Origin of the sequence: Bacillus sp. FSL K6-0069 (genome assembly GCF_038007785.1) — a bacterium.
Taxonomy (GTDB): domain Bacteria; phylum Bacillota; class Bacilli; order Bacillales; family Bacillaceae_G; genus Bacillus_A; species Bacillus_A mobilis.
In genome coordinates this window covers 1,015,862-1,035,155 of record NZ_JBBOXN010000001.1, presented here as the reverse complement: position 1 = coordinate 1,035,155, position 19,294 = coordinate 1,015,862, and the positions used below count along the sequence as shown (strand labels likewise).

21 protein-coding genes and 1 pseudogene are annotated in these 19,294 nt (G+C 34.7%); 10 read left to right on the top strand and 12 right to left on the bottom strand.

What is annotated here, in order from left to right:
• Nucleotides 1-38: 38 nt before the first annotated feature.
• Together MHB74_RS05295 and MHB74_RS05290 are read right to left on the bottom strand one after the other, a co-directional pair.
• On the bottom strand, nucleotides 39-2,963 hold the full coding sequence (locus MHB74_RS05295) for an ATP-binding protein (protein WP_061678694.1): 2,925 nt from the start codon (nucleotides 2,961-2,963) through the stop codon (nucleotides 39-41).
• Nucleotides 2,960-4,201: a metallophosphoesterase family protein gene (locus MHB74_RS05290; protein ID WP_061678709.1), complete on the bottom strand. Its 1,242-nt coding sequence runs from the start codon at nucleotides 4,199-4,201 to the stop codon at nucleotides 2,960-2,962. The genes MHB74_RS05295 and MHB74_RS05290 overlap by 4 nt, the downstream gene beginning before the upstream one ends.
• A 168-nt stretch (nucleotides 4,202-4,369) precedes the next feature.
• Here MHB74_RS05290 and MHB74_RS05285 point away from each other — a divergent pair, with 168 nt between their 5' ends.
• A complete protein-coding gene (locus MHB74_RS05285) occupies nucleotides 4,370-4,555 on the top strand; it encodes a YhzD family protein (protein ID WP_000539551.1) in 186 nt (61 codons plus the stop codon).
• 25 nt (nucleotides 4,556-4,580) lie between these two features.
• Here MHB74_RS05285 and MHB74_RS05280 read toward each other — a convergent pair whose 3' ends face one another.
• Nucleotides 4,581-4,943 carry a hypothetical protein gene (locus MHB74_RS05280; protein WP_000582797.1) on the bottom strand — a complete coding sequence of 121 codons (363 nt, stop codon included), beginning with the start codon at nucleotides 4,941-4,943 and terminating at the stop codon, nucleotides 4,581-4,583.
• A 154-nt stretch (nucleotides 4,944-5,097) separates the two neighbouring features.
• On the opposite strand from MHB74_RS05280, the gene MHB74_RS05275 reads away from it, so the two are divergent.
• Nucleotides 5,098-5,238, top strand: coding sequence for a YflJ family protein (locus tag MHB74_RS05275; RefSeq protein WP_000273537.1), 141 nt, complete (start codon nucleotides 5,098-5,100; stop codon nucleotides 5,236-5,238).
• 65 nt (nucleotides 5,239-5,303) lie between these two features.
• Here the strand turns inward: MHB74_RS05275 and MHB74_RS05270 are convergent, their stop codons facing one another.
• The 4 genes from MHB74_RS05270 to MHB74_RS05255 form a co-directional block, all read right to left on the bottom strand.
• Nucleotides 5,304-5,702 (bottom strand): hypothetical protein, encoded by a 399-nt coding sequence (locus MHB74_RS05270; protein WP_061678693.1) that lies wholly within the window; start codon nucleotides 5,700-5,702, stop codon nucleotides 5,304-5,306.
• Between the two features lie 107 nt (nucleotides 5,703-5,809).
• Nucleotides 5,810-6,244, bottom strand: a complete 435-nt coding sequence (locus MHB74_RS05265) for a hypothetical protein (RefSeq protein WP_061678692.1) — start codon at nucleotides 6,242-6,244, stop codon at nucleotides 5,810-5,812.
• A gap of 159 nt (nucleotides 6,245-6,403) precedes the next feature.
• Nucleotides 6,404-7,048 carry a response regulator gene (locus MHB74_RS05260; protein ID WP_000876838.1) on the bottom strand — a complete coding sequence of 215 codons (645 nt, stop codon included), beginning with the start codon at nucleotides 7,046-7,048 and terminating at the stop codon, nucleotides 6,404-6,406.
• Nucleotides 7,038-8,255: a sensor histidine kinase gene (locus tag MHB74_RS05255; protein WP_061678691.1), complete on the bottom strand. Its 1,218-nt coding sequence runs from the start codon at nucleotides 8,253-8,255 to the stop codon at nucleotides 7,038-7,040. Before MHB74_RS05255 ends, MHB74_RS05260 begins: the two co-directional genes overlap by 11 nt.
• A 103-nt stretch (nucleotides 8,256-8,358) precedes the next feature.
• Between MHB74_RS05255 and MHB74_RS05250 the strand changes: the two are divergent.
• Nucleotides 8,359-8,543 (top strand): annotated as a pseudogene (locus MHB74_RS05250) (hypothetical protein).
• A 326-nt stretch (nucleotides 8,544-8,869) separates the two neighbouring features.
• Complete coding sequence (locus MHB74_RS05245; protein ID WP_061678690.1) at nucleotides 8,870-9,862, top strand: zinc-dependent alcohol dehydrogenase family protein; 993 nt, start codon at nucleotides 8,870-8,872, stop codon at nucleotides 9,860-9,862.
• Nucleotides 9,863-9,883: 21 nt separating this feature from the next.
• Here the strand turns inward: MHB74_RS05245 and MHB74_RS05240 are convergent, their stop codons facing one another.
• Nucleotides 9,884-10,651: a transglutaminase-like domain-containing protein gene (locus tag MHB74_RS05240; protein WP_061678689.1), complete on the bottom strand. Its 768-nt coding sequence runs from the start codon at nucleotides 10,649-10,651 to the stop codon at nucleotides 9,884-9,886.
• A gap of 166 nt (nucleotides 10,652-10,817) precedes the next feature.
• Between MHB74_RS05240 and MHB74_RS05235 the strand changes: the two genes are divergently transcribed.
• From MHB74_RS05235 to MHB74_RS05225, 3 genes are all read left to right on the top strand, one after another.
• A complete protein-coding gene (locus tag MHB74_RS05235; protein WP_061678688.1) occupies nucleotides 10,818-11,498 on the top strand; it encodes a FadR/GntR family transcriptional regulator in 681 nt (226 codons plus the stop codon).
• A gap of 70 nt (nucleotides 11,499-11,568) precedes the next feature.
• Nucleotides 11,569-12,759 (top strand): MFS transporter, encoded by a 1,191-nt coding sequence (locus MHB74_RS05230; RefSeq protein WP_061678687.1) that lies wholly within the window; start codon nucleotides 11,569-11,571, stop codon nucleotides 12,757-12,759.
• 55 nt (nucleotides 12,760-12,814) lie between these two features.
• Entirely contained in the window at nucleotides 12,815-13,120 is a 306-nt protein-coding gene (locus tag MHB74_RS05225; RefSeq protein ID WP_061678686.1) for a hypothetical protein, read from the top strand.
• A 424-nt stretch (nucleotides 13,121-13,544) separates the two neighbouring features.
• Here MHB74_RS05225 and MHB74_RS05220 read toward each other — a convergent pair whose 3' ends face one another.
• The 4 genes from MHB74_RS05220 to MHB74_RS05205 form a co-directional block, all read right to left on the bottom strand.
• On the bottom strand, nucleotides 13,545-13,856 hold the full coding sequence (locus tag MHB74_RS05220) for a YbjQ family protein (RefSeq protein ID WP_000637510.1): 312 nt from the start codon (nucleotides 13,854-13,856) through the stop codon (nucleotides 13,545-13,547).
• A gap of 136 nt (nucleotides 13,857-13,992) precedes the next feature.
• A complete protein-coding gene (locus tag MHB74_RS05215; RefSeq protein ID WP_061678685.1) occupies nucleotides 13,993-14,196 on the bottom strand; it encodes a DUF4028 family protein in 204 nt (67 codons plus the stop codon).
• A gap of 138 nt (nucleotides 14,197-14,334) precedes the next feature.
• Nucleotides 14,335-14,865 carry a general stress protein gene (locus tag MHB74_RS05210; protein ID WP_061678684.1) on the bottom strand — a complete coding sequence of 177 codons (531 nt, stop codon included), beginning with the start codon at nucleotides 14,863-14,865 and terminating at the stop codon, nucleotides 14,335-14,337.
• 36 nt (nucleotides 14,866-14,901) lie between these two features.
• Nucleotides 14,902-15,042 (bottom strand): hypothetical protein, encoded by a 141-nt coding sequence (locus MHB74_RS05205; RefSeq protein WP_081110292.1) that lies wholly within the window; start codon nucleotides 15,040-15,042, stop codon nucleotides 14,902-14,904.
• Nucleotides 15,043-15,264: 222 nt separating this feature from the next.
• Here MHB74_RS05205 and MHB74_RS05200 point away from each other — a divergent pair, with 222 nt between their 5' ends.
• From MHB74_RS05200 to MHB74_RS05190, 3 genes are all read left to right on the top strand, one after another.
• Nucleotides 15,265-15,516 carry a hypothetical protein gene (locus MHB74_RS05200; protein ID WP_061678683.1) on the top strand — a complete coding sequence of 84 codons (252 nt, stop codon included), beginning with the start codon at nucleotides 15,265-15,267 and terminating at the stop codon, nucleotides 15,514-15,516.
• Between the two features lie 207 nt (nucleotides 15,517-15,723).
• The gene (locus tag MHB74_RS05195; protein WP_061678682.1) at nucleotides 15,724-18,414 is read left to right on the top strand and encodes an ATP-binding protein; all 2,691 of its coding nucleotides are present in this window, start codon (nucleotides 15,724-15,726) and stop codon (nucleotides 18,412-18,414) included.
• A 16-nt stretch (nucleotides 18,415-18,430) separates the two neighbouring features.
• A complete protein-coding gene (locus MHB74_RS05190) occupies nucleotides 18,431-19,288 on the top strand; it encodes a CheR family methyltransferase (RefSeq protein WP_061678681.1) in 858 nt (285 codons plus the stop codon).
• The last annotated feature ends 6 nt before the right edge of the window (nucleotides 19,289-19,294 follow it).

The window sequence follows — 19,294 nt, the reverse complement described above, 5'->3', positions numbered from 1 at the left end:
AATTCCTCCACCATATCAGTTACTTTTAGTATAGCACACTACAACTCATTTTCTTTACGCTTACGCACTAATTTTATAATCTGTTTTTCTGTAAAATATGTTAGTAAATGCGCATGACATGTAAAGAAGATGACTTGTCTGTCTTTCGCAATTTCCTTTATTAGTTCAATCGTACGATTCGTCCTTACCGCATCAAAATGCACGAAACTATCATCAATAATAAACGGATAATCATGCTCAAATGTTTTCGCTAATGCAAATCGTAACGATAAATATAACTGCTCCGCTGTCGCTTGGCTTAGCTCATGACTGTAAAAACGTATACCGTCGTTACGCTCGACAATGAACGGCTCTGCCTCTGACGGTGAAAAGATTTTACTATATCGTCCGCCCGTTAAGTACACAAAGTACTCTTCTGATTTTTGTAAAATACGAGGAAGATGTACTTCGTGATAATATTGCTTCGTTTTCGTTAACACTGTCTTTGCGGCCGCATACGCAGCCCACTTCTTCACTTGTTCACGCACTTGCGCTTTTTTCATTTCCCACTCGTGCATTAAATCACCGTACGTACTTCCTTCTTCTAAATTCGCAATTTCCATACGATGCTTCGTAATGCGCTCTGTCAGTTCTTTTTCCTTCGTAAGACAGTTTTGCGCGGCTGTCATTTCTTGCTTTAATTTCTCATCATAACCGTCAGCCTCATAATGTTCAGCTAATGATAAACTCGTTAAACGCTGTTCTAATAGATCAATTTGCGGTAATAAACGCCCTACTTGCTTCTCAGCATCTTCACGTTTTTCCGCAAATTTACCTGCTTCTAAAAACATCTCTTCATCTGTAGAATGTGCGATATGCCATAAACTATCTCGTTCTACTAACAGTTGTTTCAATTGCTCTTGCATGAACGCATATTCTTCTTGCCATTCCGCAAGCTTCTCTTTTAGCTGCTTACAAGTTTGGCGTTTTTCTTTCTCATTTTGCATACGGCTTTGCGCCTCGTGCAGCTTACTATACTCCGCACTACCGATAACAGTTTCTAGTTTATGTTCAAAATGCGAAATCATTTCATACAATGAAGATTTGCGCTCACTTTTCTTCTCTAAATCACGATATAATTGCTGCATCTTTTCCATACGTTCAAACGCTGGTAATATGTGCGCATACGTATAAAATTCAGGGAACGTATAGCGCATTTTATACACATTTACTTGTTCGCTAATGCGGAACGTTTCTCGCTCCCATTCCTCATACGATGAAACGACTTTATCATACGCTCGCTCCATTTGCTGCAACTTATAAGACTCACGCTCAAATAACTTCCGAATCTCTTCATCTTTTTCTAACTCATAGCGCACAGACATCGCTTCTTCACTTTGTCTCCCGCCAGCACTTTGCTGAAGAGTAAGCAGTTCTTCTTGTAATCCACTCGATGGATCTTTATATAAAACAAGTGCAAGAACAATCCCTACAAAAATAATGACACTAATAAATAAAAGCGGGCGGTTATCTATAAATAAGCTTGTAAATAAAACGACTGTGTTAATAAGAAGTAACAGAAGACAAATGCTTTGCCACTGCTTTTTCTTTTGCATAGCCGCTCCTGCTTTTTCCTCGTACTTACGCTTCATTCTCTCTGCGCCCATGCCGATAAACGCCGCATCTTGGAACGACTTCTCTTTCTCAGCTAACGCACTTCGCTCTTCATCCGCTAGCATTTGCTTCTTAATCTGTCTTATATTTTCTTCTTGTTCTTCTAATTGATCCTGCGCTACTTTAAAACGATCATCAAGTTGTGCTTTTTGCGTTTCTAATTCACGCGCCTTTTGCACTGTTTGCGTAATTAACTCTTTCGTTGCCAAACTCATATCAAACGAAAGAACTGTTTCTCTTTCAAACGTAGCACCGATTTGTTGCTCTAATTCTGTCAGCTCTTCTTTTATATTCGTAATCGTTCCTGTCATATCGCGCATTTCTTGTCGTGCATTTTCATAAGACATGTGCTGCATACGAAGTTCTTCTACATAACTTTCTTTTTGCAAAAACGCTTCATCTATTTGAATCGATTCCATTTCCAATTGCACATTCTCTATTTTTTTATGGAGTGAATCAACTTGTAATTGGAGCGGCTCCATCTTCGCCTTAATCGCTTCATAACGCGCCATTCCGTTTACAGGAAACTGCCCGTTCTCGTTTTCTAACACTTTCTCGTGCGCACGCTTTTCAATAACGAGAGGTTCAAGCGCTGCTAATATTTCATAATCTTGCTTTCGTTTTTCTGCACTCTCTTTTTCCAAGCGAACAGTAGCAAGCTTCTCTTCACTTTCTTTTAACTGCTCAACCTGTTTTTCATACGTGCCAATTTTCCCTTGCCATTCTTTCATCTTCTCTTCAAGCTTCTTCATTTCTTGCAGTGATACATTAATCTCTGGCTTACGCCCGCTCGGTTTAAAGCGCTGATCCATTTCTTTTTCTAGCTTTTTATCTAGCTGTAATAACGCATCACTTCCGACTGCGCTTGCTGAAAATAAATAATTTCCGATATCCGCTTCACCAAGCTGATGAATATTTTGAAGACCGTGCATATCAAATGAAAAAACCGATTCAAATAAGTTTTCATTCATCCCGCTTAATATGTCGTGTAAAATTTCTTCGCCGCCCGTTTTCCCGTCTTCAAAATAAACGGTCACCTCGCCAGCTGCCGTCTTTGGCAATCGTTCAATTTTCAAACGGCCGTACTTCTCTGTTTGCACAGTCATCGCACCGCCGTACTTGCCGCCTTCTTTCGGCTCATAACGGCGCTGTCCTCTCGTTGGAAAACCGAATAAAATACTTTTCATAAATGAACGAATTGTCGATTTCCCTGCTTCATTTTCACCGTACAACACCATCAACATTGACAGATCCATTTCCACATTTTCTAATTTTCCGTACCCATAAATATGGAGTTTTTCAATTCTCATTTCTTATCCCTCTCTTGCTGGAATAATTGCTCTAAAATAATATTTTCGGCTTCCTTTTGAATCTCTTTCTTCTCTTCTTCTGTAAAAGATTCAATACTATTACGCGCTACAGGAGATGTCCAAATCGTGCGCAACACGCCGTCCATATTGGTGAAAGCTTCTAACTCCTTTAGCACACTACCGACGAAATGATTTTCCTCTTTCAAACGCTCGATTTCCGCAAACGAAACCGTCTCATTTTTCCACTTCATCGCGTATACAAAATCTTTTCGCTCTTCTCCAGCTGCTAAAATATGAAAAATCTCTTCCACACGTTTTTCATCACGTAAATAAGGAGAAAGTGGTCCCTGTCCTGTAAATATGACAGTTAATAATGTCCCTTCCTCTTCTCTTCGGCATTCACTCATCGCACTTGATATCACAGTCATAAGTTCATCGACAGTTTCAAGCCCATCGATACTCACTTCTATCTCATCCCACAAAACATCTGCCGTATGGAAAAATGAACATTGCGTTCCTTGTTTCGTAAGTTCAATCAGGTACGCGCCCTTTTCGCCCATTTCCTTACGATGACGTCCTTGTATATTACCTGGATAAATAATGCACGGCTCTTCTGATAAAATTTCACGTTTATGTATATGACCAAGAGCCCAATAATCAAACTGCTTTTCTTTCAGCTCACGAATTTGAAACGGTGCATAACGATTATGCTCTGCATCTCCTTCCACACTTCCGTGAAGCATACCAATATGAAAAGGCGCATCACTCATTTTCGTATACTGCGCTGTCATATTATCCGTTACCGCTTGCTGCAAATAACTAAACCCGTAAATAGAAGCTAACAATTCACCATTTTTATAAAATGATTTCTCTTCTACATAAGGCTCCGTAAACACATGAACATTTTCCGGAAACTCAATTGCTGCCCAGCTTCCCCCTAAATGATCGTGGTTACCGTGAATAATAAAAACAGGGATATCGTACTGCGAAAGTCTCTTCATTTGCTCGCGCACAAACACTTGCGCTCTCAAACTCCTCGTCTCCGCATCATACAAATCCCCGGCTAGCAATACGAAATCAACGCGCTCTTGAATCGCTTTATCAACAATACGTTCGAACGATTCAAACGTACTCTGCTTCATTCTCTCCCAAACAGACTGCGGTACATTCATCTCCATCCCTTTAAACGGACTATCCAAATGCAAATCAGCCGCATGTATAAACTTCACTTGTTTCACAAATAACGATCCTTTCTTTTTCCGTACTTTACTACGAATAGTAAATCTAGTGCCCATAAAACTTCCCCTTTATTTTAACACGCAATGTCATATATTTCTTTGCATATTCTAGTGATTTATGCCAAAATAGTTATAAGATTCTGATTTTTATTATTGGAGGGGATTTTCATGGGAGTATACGTTCTAACAGTCTTTGAAAAAGATGGTTCAAAAGCATTAGACGAATCATTCGAGGCGGCAACTGAAAAAGAAGCGAAAGCAAAAGGTGAATCTATTTTACAAGAAAAAGGATTGTATGAAAAAACGCATCGCTGCACATCTTCTGCAGGTAAGCTCGTTTTATTCCAGCGCTAAAAAAAGAAGCGTCATCCGCTTCTTTTTACTCTACTATATCTTCGTCACACCACGTAAACACCACATCTAGAATGCGATTACCGATACGTACGCGCTTATTCCATTTTCCTGTTTGGATCTGATGTTGCAATTCTGCTTTCATCTTTTCCGTCCAGTCGTGAATCGTTTCACTACCGTTGTACGGATATACGCTCGGAAACTCTTCCTGCAGTAGATGCAAGCTCTCTGCATCAAAATGAAAATGGAAGAAGTAGTTTGCTGTAAGCGATGGTTCTTGCAATCGTAAAAAATGATCATCAACTTGCTTTCTATTTCTATAGAAAGTAAAGATATTCACTTTACCGCTCGTAATTTGGTCAATTTGAATTTCGTGCTTCTCTATAATCACGTCTTGCCCACCTCGTTATATACTATCCTTAGTATATATGTCTTTTGCAACAAAGTTAACCATTTTCGCGCGAAATTCATTTCCTTCATTATATTACCTGTACCTCCAAGTACAATCAGAACAAATAAAAACAAAGTTGAAGGGGAGCGATCACATGTATTTCGGAAGCAAAGGTTGGTATGTAAAAGAACTTAAAAAATTAGGTATTCGTACTTATGAAGGTAAAAAACTAGAATCATATCGTACGCATGTGTTATCTAGTTTACTTGAGAGAATGAAGAGAGCTTCGGCTTAATTGATGTAGGAAGCAACTACGGTTGCTTCCTTTTTATATAGTGGAAAAAAAGAAATAATCCTATCTTAACGTTCTATCTTTACCGTTATACTCTCTTGATAAAAACCACCCATTATCAACTGAATCTCTATTACCAAATCTCTTTCTAGATAATCATTCGTACTTACTTTAAATTCCCCATACTTATTAACCCGTCCGCTTCCAACATATATACCACCACTTGTTATGACAATTGTTGAATGAGGTTCTGCACGACCCAACACAAAATTATGACCATATTCCACAGAAGCTATCGTTATTTTTTGATGCATATTATGAATTGAACCTATACATTTCTTTTTACACAAATTAACATTACTTTCTTCAGCCCTCGAAAACGCCAGATTCCGGTTAATCTTTTCTGAAGAGGAAGCAACATTCCCCAGCCAAATAAACCTATCAAATATAGTAATAGGTAGAAACATCTACGCTAACTCCCCCATTCTTCTTTCCCGTTTTTATCAACTACAATCTTTCGATGAACTTACAGCATTAATTTTTATATTAATATAAAAAAATATCCTTTTTCCATTCAATTTCGCACTGTTAATTTGTATAGAATACATAGAATACTATTTTTCACCCCAGATGCAATGGCAACACTACACGAAACAATCCACAATCCATTAAATGTAAATTCACCTTCAAATGTGTTAATAATAATTATGTTGCCGATTATTAAAAGAATCCATGAAATGGAATACTGTTTTCCATTTGTAATATATAAAATTCCATCCTCATAACAAACTGTAATTCCTCCACCTTGCCAAACACCAATAGCGAAAGAAAAAAGCGTAACTGCCAATAACTCTGCTTGTAAATCTCTATTCATTGGTTGCGGCGCCGTATAAGTAATAATCCCTATCATCATGAGAAAAGTAATAATATGTATCCAGTTTAATTTTGTTTGTTTGCTTTGCAGCCAAATAAAGAAAATTACTACAGAAATTAAAAACAAAGTTGCCATTTAATTATTCTTCTTCCTTTCCCACATTAAAAACGTCTGTGTAATGCAATTAGAGCGTTCTTAAATCTCTCATACTTTCTAAAGCATAACATGAGAAAATAATAAAAAAATCGTACAAAAGGGCAAGCCTATAATGTACGATTGGGCATATATAATGTTTTAAAAATGAATTAACTTCCTTTCAATAGATACAGCTACTGCTTCTGACCTTGAATTAACACCTAATTTATTGTATATATTTGTTAAATACGCTTTTACTGTTCGCTCAGCTATTCCCATATCGAATGCAATTTCTTTATTCTTATTTCCACGCGCAATAGCTTTCAACACAAACAATTCTTTTTCTGTTAAGTTATTTTCTTCAACCTTATCAGCATATACTTCTTTCCTTTTATAATTCACTATCTTTTCCATAATATTGGGTTGTAGTAAAATCTCACCTCGAATAGCCGCTTCCAATGTTCGAAACAAATTCTCACGATCCGTATCTTTTAGCAAATATCCTTTTGCTCCTAGCTCAATTCCCTTTAACATTAATTCATCTTCGTTATAAGTAGTTAATATAATAATCGGCGTATGATTTTGTTTTTTATTTAAAGCCTCAATTGTTTCTAAACCACTCATTTTAGGCATATTTAAATCCATTAAAATAACATCAGGTTTCTTTTTTTCTATGAAAGAAAGGGCTTCTTCTCCGTTTGCGGCCTCACCTATAATTTGAAATGAATCACTCGTTTCTATTATTAATTTCAGACCTTCTCTTACAACGAAATGATCATCCACAATTAATACGTTATACTTCATGGCTATCTCCTTCATTATTGATAGGTACTTGAATACACACTTTCGTACCCTTCATCTTTTCACTCAATATATGTATTTCTCCATTAATCAATCGAACTCGCTCATTTAAGCCAATTAATCCATAATGCCCAGGATTCTTACCGATAGATCCAGTGTCAAAGCCCATTCCATTATCTTCAACTTCAATAGTAAGTTTTTCAAGGTTATCGATATATTCAACTTTTAAATTTACATCTGTTGCCTGCGAATGTTTTGCGATATTCGTTAAGCATTCACTAATCACATATAAACAATGTTCCTTTACTAAGCTTGAAATATGCGGAGGGCTTTGAATAGTAAATCTCACTTGTATAGACGTAGCCTCAGAAAAACGTTGAACTTCTTCCTCTACTGCTTTATTAAATGAATTGGTAGTATGACGCAAATCATCAATAACCAACCTTGCATCATGTAAAGTTTGTCTCGCTCTTATCATAGTTTGTTTCATAATCTCTTGAGATCGTCCTATATTCCCTTTTTGCATATGGGCGTCTATTGCTTCCAATTGCATAATTAAGCTCGCTACACCTTGCGCTAATGTATCATGTAAATCCCTTGCCATTCGCTGCCTTTCATTAGCTAATGTCAACTCTTCTACTCTCATATATGCAGACTCTAACTCTTGAATGTAGCTCTGTATACGATTACGTGCATCATATTGCTGCTTATTAATATAAGAAAAAGGAATAATAATTGCTAGTACTAAAAGGAACATAGAGATAAGAATAGCTACTTTATTCACACCATAATTCATACTAATCGCAATACAAAATATGGAATACATAAGAGTAAAAACTGCCATTACTTTAAATATATTGTTATAAACATATAAACTTTGGGCAATTAAAATAGGGGTTAATCCAACAAAAATAGCTATTGAACCATTTGGTACAATAAATGCAGCAAGAAACACAATGAAGAGTTGTACAAAAAAGAAATACAACAATTGTCTATTCTTTAATGAACTTGCATACCAATGAAAGATAGTATGAATAACAATAATTATTGTGAAGAAGAAACTATCCATTGAGAGAATATTATTACGAAATTCTAAAAGCATTGAAGCTATATATACGAGTGTAATCCATAAAACAATAAACCTTCTTGGAATAAATACCGCTTCCAATACATTTGTATCCACATCTATATTTGAATTTATTTTTTTCATATTCGACCTCCACCATTATATTATACAAGATGCAGCTTACATTTTGATAAAGTGAAACTTTAATTAGTGGGGCTTTTTCCCATCCCCATTACAGAATACAAATATGAAATATTGCATATCGAAATGCATTGATATAATTGTAAACGCTTACTATAATAAGCGTATAAAGATTTATTGCATCTTACCATTAAAAAAGGAGGCACTCATATGGAAATCGCAATGGCAGTTTTAAAATTTGTAGGTGGAGTAATTCCATTAGTTCAAGAACTTTTAAAGGCATTCATGTAAGGTTATCATTCAGCAATTATCTATAATAATTATCATACAAATGATCTGTATATCAAAAACAAATTGATACACAGATCATTTGTGTGAGAAAACTTTATACGAGAACTATGTAACCTAGTAGAACAATACTGATACATCTATCTCAAATTAGAAAAAGACGCTCACAAGAGCGTTTTTTCTTATATTACTATGTATTCAGGAGAAATCGATTTTACCAAGTAGATAAACAACGAATTTCTGTTCCCTTTTATTTTTTGATAACGAAATAATCACTCAAACCAAAAATGCTATAATTAACCCTATCAAACTAAGGGGGCACTTTTATCTTGCACGGAAAACACATTCAATTTCATGAGTTCGGCAACCCAAAAGATGTATTACAAGTCGAATATAAAAATATAGAGCCATTAAAAGATAATGAAGTTTTAGTCCGTATGTTAGTTAGACCGATTAATCCATCTGACTTAATTCCCATTACCGGAGCGTACGCTCATAGAATTCCGTTACCTAACATACCTGGTTATGAAGGTGTCGGTATTGTGCAAGATGTTGGCGCGGGCGTTACGAGAGACCTTATTGGTAAACGTGTTTTACCGTTACGCGGAGAAGGTACTTGGCAGGAGTATGTGAAGACGTCAGCTGATTTTGTAGTCCCTATTCCGGATTCTATCGATGATTTTACAGCAGCACAAATGTATATTAATCCTCTTACGGCGTGGGTTACTTGTACAGAAACGTTAAACTTACAGAGTAATGACGTTTTATTAGTGAATGCTTGCGGATCCGCTATTGGACATCTATTTGCGCAGTTATCACAAATTTTAAACTTCCGATTAATTGCTGTTACAAGAAATAATAAGCATACAGAAGAGTTACTGCGCCTTGGTGCCGAGTATGTAATTGACACCTCCACTGCCCCGCTTTATGAAACCGTTATGGAATTAACAAACGGGATTGGTGCAGATGCTGCTATTGACTCTATCGGAGGACCAGATGGAAATGCACTAGCTTTCTCCTTACGTCCAAACGGGCACTTTTTAACGATCGGTCTTCTATCAGGAATACAAGTGAACTGGGCAGAGATTGTCACGAAAGCAAAAGTACACGCGAACATATTTCATTTACGACATTGGAATAAAGAAGCTTCACCATATAAATGGCAAGAAACGTTTCGTCACTTAATTCGCTTAGTGGAAAATAAGCAATTACGTTTTATGACGGTACATTCTACGTATGACTTAGCGGATGTGAAAGCGGCGGTTGATGTCGTGCAGTCTGCTGAGAAAACGAAAGGGAAAGTGTTTTTGACGAGTTATTGAATGTAAAGGAAACGTATACGTTTAAATAACAGTATTCGTTAAAACTCCTTGTTTTAATTTAAGATACAAATTGGTAAAACGTTTTATTTCATTTTGATATTTATGGAGGTTCCTATGTCCGCTATAGGTTTCTATTCCTACTTCGGTTAGTTTATTAATTACTAATCTCCATTCCTCCCATACTGTTGTTTCGCTTAACGTTCCATTATAAAATTTATCAAATTGATCAATAAGATAGAAGTTTGATAATATCTCTGATACATCCCTTTTTGCGCTTAAGGCAACAATACAAAAAGGGATTATTTTTTGTGTCGTTGGTATAGATTCTCTAGTAAAACTCATTCTCTTTTCTAACCAATGATTGATATCCAAAACACCAAATGCTGTATCAATAGGAATCCATTGTTTGAGATTATTGTTGTAGTACTCGAGCCACCTATGATCGTTATGATTCCAACCAAATATCGAATAGAAATCCCCATGTTTTTCAATTAAATTAAGCGAAAAGTTTTGTCTTTCCATACTTTCGGAATGAGAATTTATTTCCAAGATCCACCTAGTTTCTATTCCTATATGAGTTAATACTTTTTCAACTACCTTTGCCTGTTCTGCACAATTCCCTGCTCTTTTTGCTAAAATCTCTTCTACTGTCCTTTCCACGTAGTCAGTTTGTACCCATTCAAACTCTTCATTTAACCAAGAAAAGATTGTATTCACTTTTTCGCTTTCATCTTTTATTCCTTGTATTCTCTCATTAATTTCATTACATATTCCAACATTAAATTCCAACTTTAAGTTCCCCCTTCACCTTTTCATCTACAACATTTTAACATATTTCTTAATTTTCAAATATCAACAGTCTCATTCTGCTCCATACTTACATTGTCTAAAAATAACATTGTCAACCGAACTTAAATTGGTTATCATAAAAATGAATATAACAGGAGATGAGCAGATGAATATGAACGAAAAGAAATCTTTTTCAAAAGTTTCTCGTCGGAAATTAGTCGATGAAGTGCTAGAACGTCTACAAGAGAAAATCTTTTCTGGCGAGTATGAAGTTGGCGATCGCCTCCCTACAGAACCGCAATTAATGGAAGAGTTAGGAGTAGGACGTTCAACGCTGCGAGAAAGCATAAAGATATTAGTACATGCTGGCATATTAGAAGTTCGACAAGGGCAAGGTACTCGTATTGTCTCACTCAATACAACGCAAGATTCATTTGAAAAACGACTGCAAGCAGCTAATATACATCATGTGTATGAAGCACGAAATATGTTAGATAAAGAAGTAGCAATGTTAGCGGCACAACGCCGAAGTGACGAGGATCTTTTATACTTAAAAGGACATTTGAGTAAAAGAAAAAATGCCCTTCAAGAAGGAAATTATGTAGCATACATAGATGCAGACATTCAGTTTCATCTAGCCATTGCAAAGGCGAGCAAAAACGAAGTTCTACTTGATTTGTATCAATCTTTCGTACCTGCCCTTCGCCACATTTTAAGCCAATTCATATTAAATACAGCGAACTATGAAGATAACTCTGACATTCATGAAAAGTTATTCCAAGCGATTTTAAAACAAAATACTGAAGAGGCACGAACATACGCTGTTCAAAATTTGGAGCTGAAATAAGCTCCTTATCTATTACACACAAACATCAGATGATATACTCAATAACGTCTGATGTTTAAGAGAGGAGAAAATGAAATTGAAACATCAAGAACGAACTTATTTGTATATACTAGCACTATTTTTTGTTTCCATTAATTTACGTATCGGAATTACATCTGTTTCACCTGTATTAGAAACAATCCGACAAGACTTACACATAAGCAATTTTTCCGTTAGTTTTTTAACAGCTATTCCTGTTTTTTGTATGGGGACATTCGCCTTACTGACTGGGAAGGTAATTAGGAAATACGGGGCAGAAAAATCAATTATGACTTGTCTTATTTTAATTGGATTTGCAACATGTATGAGAGCTTTTACCTTTTCCATTGCCACATTATTCGCGAGCTCTTTATTTATCGGTATTGGAATTGCACTTGCAGGTCCGTTACTATCAGGTTTTATTAAAGAAAAATTCCCTACGAAAATTGGCTTAATGATTGGCATATATTCAGTAGGTATGGGAACTGGTGCTTCTTTAAGTGCAGGGTTAACGATTCCTTTACAACATGTATTAAAAGGATCTTGGAATATGGCACTCGCTTTTTGGGGTGTACTTACTATTATCGCCATTATATTTTGGTATCCTGTTATGAAACGGAAAAAGCATATGAGTACACAAGATAAAAGGAATAATAACTTACCTTTAAGAAATAAAAAAGCATGGTTATTCACAATCTTTTTCGGACTACAATCAGGAATCTTTTATTCCATTACGACTTGGCTTGCGCCAGCAAATCAAAGTATGGGTGTGAGTAGCGAACAAGCGGGTACTCTTATAACTGTTTTTACATTCATTCAAATGATATGTAGCTTTTTAATTCCAACATTAGCGGATATTTATAAAAACAGAACACTTTGGTTGTTAGGGAGCATATCCTTTGTACTCGTAGGTTTATCGCTTATGATTTACCCACTAACTACACCATGGATCCCTTCTATCCTACTAGGTATCGGGCTCGGCGGCGTATTTCCACTCGCTCTCATGCTGCCGCTATATGAAACAAAAACTTCAGAAGATGCGAGTGCATGGACTGCTATGATGCAGTCAGGAGGATATATTATGGGCGGATTCATTCCTGTCCTAGCAGGAATCGCTCGTGACTACTTTAATGGTTATACGCAAGTTTTTATTATAATGGCACTTTTAAGCTTCATTTTATTCCTATTAACTTTAGTCATGAACAAAAAGAAAAGAACTGCAAAAGATCTTGTCTCCGCTTAAATTAAAAATGTTAATATATGGTATAATTTATTAAAAAACGAAAGGAGCTTCTAACATGTGGTTCATTTCGGCAATCACGCCTGTTGTAATAGTTGGTGGAATTGTAGTATTTGTAATGAAAAGAATGGAACGTAAATATAACGAAGGAACATTAGGTAAGAAAAAATCAAAAGAAGCTCAAAATTTATTAGATAGTCTCATACCTATAGGAATGCTTGTCGGCTGTATAATCAGTTTGATTTTCGGCATGTTTTTCCCGGACTTCTCCCTGCTTTCAGTTAGTTTAGGATCTGGAATAGGCTATTTATTTGGTTATTTCGCCTATGAAATTTATAGTAAGACAGGAGATAATTTTTCGTAATCCAAAAAGAATAATTAGGACAGTACATAGTAGTCATATACAATATGTACTGTCCTTTATTTTTGCATCAATGCTATCACCTTACCTTCCACATCCTATACACCTTTTCTTACCTTAAATAACAATTTTATTATTTGTCATATAATTAGCACCTTCGTTAAACATATATAAAGATTGTTGTATTTCTTACTTTTCCCTTTGAAAACAATATATACTACATTTGAAATAAGCAAGTGTGTCTGCTTATTATCTAAATTCCCGTGCAATACCCCCTCACGAAATGCTAGGAGCAATCCTAGCATTTTTTACAATAACGTTTTGCCCACTTTGAACATATGTAATTATAATTTCTTGTCAACGTTAGTCATAAAACAAAAAAATCCCCTCAAAGCATAAGCTTCAAGGGGTGAGCCTGTTTTTTTACTTATATACGTACAGCTGTACCACTTACAGCAACCATTAACATTCCATCACGAACAACCTCGTAATCTACGTCAATACCAACGATAGCGTTCGCACCTTTTTGTTTTGCAAGTTCTTTCATTTCATCCATTGCGATATCACGAGCTTCTTTTAGCTTGCTTTCGTAAGAACCAGCACGACCACCGACAACATCACGAACAGAAGCGAATAAATCGCGGACAATATTTGCACCCATAATAGCTTCACCATTTACAATATCGATATACTCAATAATTTCTTTACCTTGAATTCCAGACGTTGTTGTTACAATCATGACTGACACTCTCCTAATAAGTTGTAGTTTGAATAAGCTTTCTTATGTCTTTATTATGCCATGGAAAAAGTATCTAATCTATTGAATTACCTTACAGGAGTGTGACAATTTTGTAAGAATAAAACGCCCATTATGTTTAAGAAAGCGCTTTTACATTTGGATACATAAATGATTCTCTATTTTCTTTCCAATCCTTTTCTACTTCTTTAAAAGTTGGTCGCCCTAATTCTTTCTTGTTTTTCTGTTTACGAAACCATTTCTTCACATACTTCTCTCCATTTTTGTTTTGAACTGTACAAAGGAAGCTATTACTACTATCCTTTAATATTTTTACAATCACGATAAGACACCCCTTCTCTCTTAAACTTGATCTTTTACTATAAGCCCTTCCTCTCTTATAGTCATACGACTCCTCGGTCGCGCCAAAGTTGTAAGATCAAAAAACGATATTCACTATGTTTAATATGTGACGTACATATTATTTAAAGAAATCGGAGTTATAAGCATTATGTTTATCAAATATTTTATAAATTTCTAACTTATCATCTAATTTTGCATCTACTAAAATTAATATATTTCCATCATAAATGTATTCTTCATATTTCTTAGCATGTTCCTCAGGGATTCCTAAGCCGATAAATGCTCCTATTAAACTTCCAGCTCCTCCGCCAATACCGGCTCCTCCAATAGCTGCTGCGATAGGTCCTGCCGCTACGATTGGACCCATTCCAGAAATGGCAAGTACACCAAGACCTGTTAATAAACCTCCGAGTCCGCCTGCTACTCCTCCTGCCACAAGTCCTGTCGCTGAAAAGATATCCGCTTTATGTGCGGTTTCATGATTCACTTTTTCACCCGATTTTTCTTCCAGATGTTCAATTTCCTTTTGATCCTTTGCAATAGCTGAAATATTATCAGCTGGATATCCTTTATCACTTAATTCATTAATAACGAATGCCGCATCATCGATTGTTCTAAAAACACCTACTATTTTTCTATCTACATTCATAACTATTAACCTCCTAAAGTTTTATATCATGGATCTTTATCTTTCTTCATTTCTGTATACACTAATCTTCTTATTAACATAACCATTTATGAAAAAAGCGAATAGTAAAAGCAGTACAAGCGAACTACTTAACAAGTAAATTAAATCAAATGTAATATCAATCATCAGTTCATTCATGTATACCAGACTCCTTTTTATTTAAAGTAAAAGTATATTTTTATAGACTAGAAATCTTACAATTCATCTTCAGTCAATCTCTTTGTAGTTTATGTATACCCTTCGTAACCCTTTCTAAACATAAAAAACTATAATTATATTTTTTCTTATTTATATGTTTAACATTTTTTAAAACGGGTATGTTTATATTGTTATGCTTACTATACGGAAAGGAATATTTCGATGAATGCAATCCAATCTACTACTATTCTTTATAATGAAACACCTACAATAACGCAGATTCATCATTTTTATGCTTTAATGACAACATTTCAAACAACTTTATTTATAGGTAAACACGGAACACTTACTTCCATTAAAAACTTAAGCACATTAGTATCTTTTTTCCTTACTGTCAAAAAGAAAGAACTTGTATTATTTGTCTTTGAAGGAATAGATGCAAAAAAAGCTTTAAGAACACTCTTTCCTTCTTAAAAATTTTGTTATCCCCCCTATTCCCTCGATTGTTACTTTTTATATATAGTTTTATATTTCAAAATGATTTCCTCAATTCAAAAAGAGACCCCCTAATACAATAGGGGGATTTCTAGTTTGGCCTTAAGAAAACTGATATAATATATATTACGTTTTTTATTCTTTATGATTGAAAACTCTTAATAACCTTGAAGGTAGGAATTTTTAATGAACTCGAAAGCAAAATTTAGTATTCGCTACAAAATTATGGCTGGTTATTTAGTTATCATTTTGTTCTTACTTATTTCTTTCATTATGCTAAACAATGAGATTTCCAGTTTACAAAAATCTCGTAATTTTATTATTGATCACGATTTTAAAGTTCTTAATTTAACGAATCAAGTGGAGAAAGAATTGCTAACAATTGAAAATAAAGCGAAAGGATTTATCACTTCTAATGATGCAAATTACGTTCAATCCCTTAATGCTGTGGAAAAGGATTACGAAAAAGATTATCAAGATCTTTTTGCTCTATTAGAGGATAACCCCTCTCAGCAAGAAAAGTTAAAGCAGATTAATGAAAACATTACTAGTTGGATTAATAAAGAGATTCACCCACTTATTACAAATAGCAATAGTAATAACGTACAAGCAATCGATACGACTCAAATTCAGTCACTACAATCGCAGGTAACGAACTTCCGTAGTGTTGAGGAGCAACTAACGAAAAAAAGAGCTGCACAATTAGATACTGAAAATAATAAATTAGAGATTTGGTTATACAGTTTATTGTTCTTACTTTCTTGTATTTCTATTATCATTTCACTTTATATTTCGAATTCCATTACAAAAACGATTAAAAATGTAATTCAAGCTATTAAATCCATTTCTTCTAAAGAAAAAATTACTGAAAGAATTCATGTAAACACTCATGATGAAATAAAAGATCTGGCTCATACAACGAATCATCTACTAGACGAAATATCGAAAAGAGAATGGTTACAAACCGAGCTTGCAGAGTTAATTTTAAAGTATCAAGGTGTATCTTCTATCGAAATGTTAGGTAACAAAATTCTTAGTGGCATTATACAAAAAACGCAAACTTCTTGCGGTGCATTTTATGTTCGTGAAGAAATTGAAGACACTGTCTACTATGTGAAGAAAGCTTCTTTCGCCGATCAAGGTTCTGATGTTGGGAAACAATCCATTAAAATGGGTGAAGGTTTAATTGGGCAATGTGCTTTAGAAAAGCAAAGCTTTATTCTTAGAGAAATACCAGAAGAATTTCGTTATGTCACTAGCGGCTTATTAGAAATACGCCCTCAAAACCTACTAGTTATCCCTATCTTATTTGAAGATGAAGTGATTGCAGTAATGGAGTTAGTAAGTGTAACTGACATTTCAGATTTACATCAAGATTTAATTCAACAAACTGTTGATAACCTCGGTTTAACAATCCATAGTATTATGGGACGTATGCGAATTCAAACTCTTTTACATGAATCACAAGCAATGACAGAAGAGTTGCAAGTTCAATCAGAAGAATTGCAAACACAAGCTGAAGAACTACAAATGCAAGCCGAAGAATTAAGAACAACGAATGAACAACTAGAGTCTAGAACGGAAGAGGCGGAGCAGAAGACAGCTGACTTACAAATTACTAAATCAGAATTAGAAGAAAAAGCAAGTGAGTTATTACGTAGCTCAAAATACAAATCTGAATTCCTAGCAAATATGTCACATGAATTACGCACACCGTTAAATAGTATTTTACTATTATCTGAAATGTTAAAAGAAAATCATGATAATCATTTATCCGACGATGAAATTGAATTAGCAACCGTTATTCATTCATCAGGGAAAGATTTACTTACTTTAATTAATGACATACTAGATTTATCTAAAGTAGAAGCCGGCAAACTAGACATCATTTTTGAAGCAACGAACATAAGTGATATGGCAGCAAATATGCAGCAAAACTTTTTACATATAGCTGCACAAAAAAATGTCGAATTTACGATTGAAGACAGTGATATTATTCCTGATTTGTTTTATACAGATGCAAAACGGATTGAACAAATTATTAAAAACTTATTATCCAATGCATTTAAATTCACGGAAAAAGGATCCGTCTCTTTACATTTCAATTCGATAGAAACAACGAATTTAAGCCATGATATGCAGTCTATAAGTAATGATTGGATGACAATTTCGGTAAAAGATACTGGTATTGGTATCGCAAAAGAACAGCATCAACTTATTTTCGAAGCCTTTCAACAGGCAGATGGCGCAACAATTCGGAAATATGGTGGTACAGGCTTAGGGTTATCTATTTGTAAAGAGTTTGCTAGATTGTTAGGTGGTTGGATTACGTTAGAGAGTAATGTAGGAGAAGGCAGTACTTTTACCGTATATATTCCTAACCTTCCAAATGGGTTAACTGATATACAAATATCCAATTTAGAAGTTGCAGCAACGATAGAAGATGTTGTTCCTGCTGAAGTTGTTGAGGAAACTATCGTGACGCCAGAAACAAATAACGTCTTCCAAGAGAAAACTATTTTAATTGTCGATGATGATCATCGAAATATATTTGCATTACAAAATGCATTAAAAAAACAACATGCCAACATTATTACTGCACAAAACGGCATAGAGTGTTTAGAAATACTAAAAAACAATACAAATATTGACCTTATTTTAATGGATATTATGATGCCGAATATGGACGGTTATGAAACGATGGAACATATCCGAATGAACTTAGGGTTACATGAAATACCTATTATCGCATTAACTGCTAAAGCAATGCCAAATGATAAAGAAAAATGTTTATCTGCTGGCGCTTCAGATTATATAAGTAAACCATTAAATTTACATCAACTCTATTCAGTAATGAGTGTATGGTTAATAAAATAAGTGAGGTTTAGTTTAAGTGGAAAATAAGTATTATAATTTTGATCCATCTGTAGATATGGATAAGCGTACGAACTTAGAAATTGAATTACTATTGGAAGCGGTATTTAAACTATCTGGCTTCGATTTTCGCCAATATGCTCGCACATCTATTTATAGAAGAATTTGTAATAGAATGCAGCTCTCTAATATCCCAACCATTTCAAGGTTAATTGAAAAAGTAATTCATGAGGAAGGGTTTTTAGAACAGTTATTAAATGATTTCTCCATTAATGTAACTGAAATGTTCCGTAACCCTAACTTTTTTAAAGCGCTCAGAGAGCATGTGATTCCTGAATTAAAAAAGTATCCTGAAATTAGAATTTGGCACGCCGGATGTGCAACTGGTGAAGAAGTATTATCCATGTCCATCTTACTTCATGAAGAGGGATTAAGTGAAAAAGCTGTTATTTACGCAACAGATATGAATACAAATGTGTTAGAAAAAGCAAAACAAGCTATCCTTCCGTTAAATAAAATGCAAACTTATACGAAAAACTATTTACAAGCTGGCGGTACACAAGCATTTTCTAACTATTATTCAACAGATAATCGTTTCGCTTATTTTAATCCTTCTCTTTTACAAAACATTATTTTTGCGCAGCATAATTTAGTAACAGATCAATCTTTTAATGAATTTCATATTATACTTTGCCGTAACGTTTTAATTTACTTTACGAGTGAACTTCAAAACCAAGTACAGCAACTATTTTATGAAAGTTTAGGTCACAATGGATTCCTATGTTTAGGAAATAAAGAAACTCTTCGTTTTTCACATATAATGCCGCATTATATCCAATTTAATCCGAACGAACAAATCTATCAAAAAATACAATAAAAGCGT

Excerpts from the sequence above, each read along its gene's own strand:
- MHB74_RS05295 (WP_061678694.1), bottom strand. The coding sequence starts at position 2,963 with ATGAGAATTGAAAAACTCCATATTTATGGGTACGGAAAATTAGAAAAT.
- MHB74_RS05285 (WP_000539551.1), top strand. The coding sequence starts at position 4,370 with ATGGGAGTATACGTTCTAACAGTCTTTGAAAAAGATGGTTCAAAAGCA.
- MHB74_RS05275 (WP_000273537.1), top strand. The coding sequence starts at position 5,098 with ATGTATTTCGGAAGCAAAGGTTGGTATGTAAAAGAACTTAAAAAATTA.
- MHB74_RS05270 (WP_061678693.1), bottom strand. The coding sequence starts at position 5,702 with ATGTTTCTACCTATTACTATATTTGATAGGTTTATTTGGCTGGGGAAT.
- MHB74_RS05265 (WP_061678692.1), bottom strand. The coding sequence starts at position 6,244 with ATGGCAACTTTGTTTTTAATTTCTGTAGTAATTTTCTTTATTTGGCTG.
- MHB74_RS05260 (WP_000876838.1), bottom strand. The coding sequence starts at position 7,048 with ATGAAGTATAACGTATTAATTGTGGATGATCATTTCGTTGTAAGAGAA.
- MHB74_RS05255 (WP_061678691.1), bottom strand. The coding sequence starts at position 8,255 with ATGAAAAAAATAAATTCAAATATAGATGTGGATACAAATGTATTGGAA.
- MHB74_RS05235 (WP_061678688.1), top strand. The coding sequence starts at position 10,818 with ATGAATATGAACGAAAAGAAATCTTTTTCAAAAGTTTCTCGTCGGAAA.
- MHB74_RS05230 (WP_061678687.1), top strand. The coding sequence starts at position 11,569 with ATGAAATTGAAACATCAAGAACGAACTTATTTGTATATACTAGCACTA.
- MHB74_RS05225 (WP_061678686.1), top strand. The coding sequence starts at position 12,815 with ATGTGGTTCATTTCGGCAATCACGCCTGTTGTAATAGTTGGTGGAATT.
- MHB74_RS05220 (WP_000637510.1), bottom strand. The coding sequence starts at position 13,856 with ATGATTGTAACAACAACGTCTGGAATTCAAGGTAAAGAAATTATTGAG.
- MHB74_RS05210 (WP_061678684.1), bottom strand. The coding sequence starts at position 14,865 with ATGAATGTAGATAGAAAAATAGTAGGTGTTTTTAGAACAATCGATGAT.
- MHB74_RS05205 (WP_081110292.1), bottom strand. The coding sequence starts at position 15,042 with ATGAATGAACTGATGATTGATATTACATTTGATTTAATTTACTTGTTA.
- MHB74_RS05200 (WP_061678683.1), top strand. The coding sequence starts at position 15,265 with ATGAATGCAATCCAATCTACTACTATTCTTTATAATGAAACACCTACA.
- MHB74_RS05195 (WP_061678682.1), top strand. The coding sequence starts at position 15,724 with ATGAACTCGAAAGCAAAATTTAGTATTCGCTACAAAATTATGGCTGGT.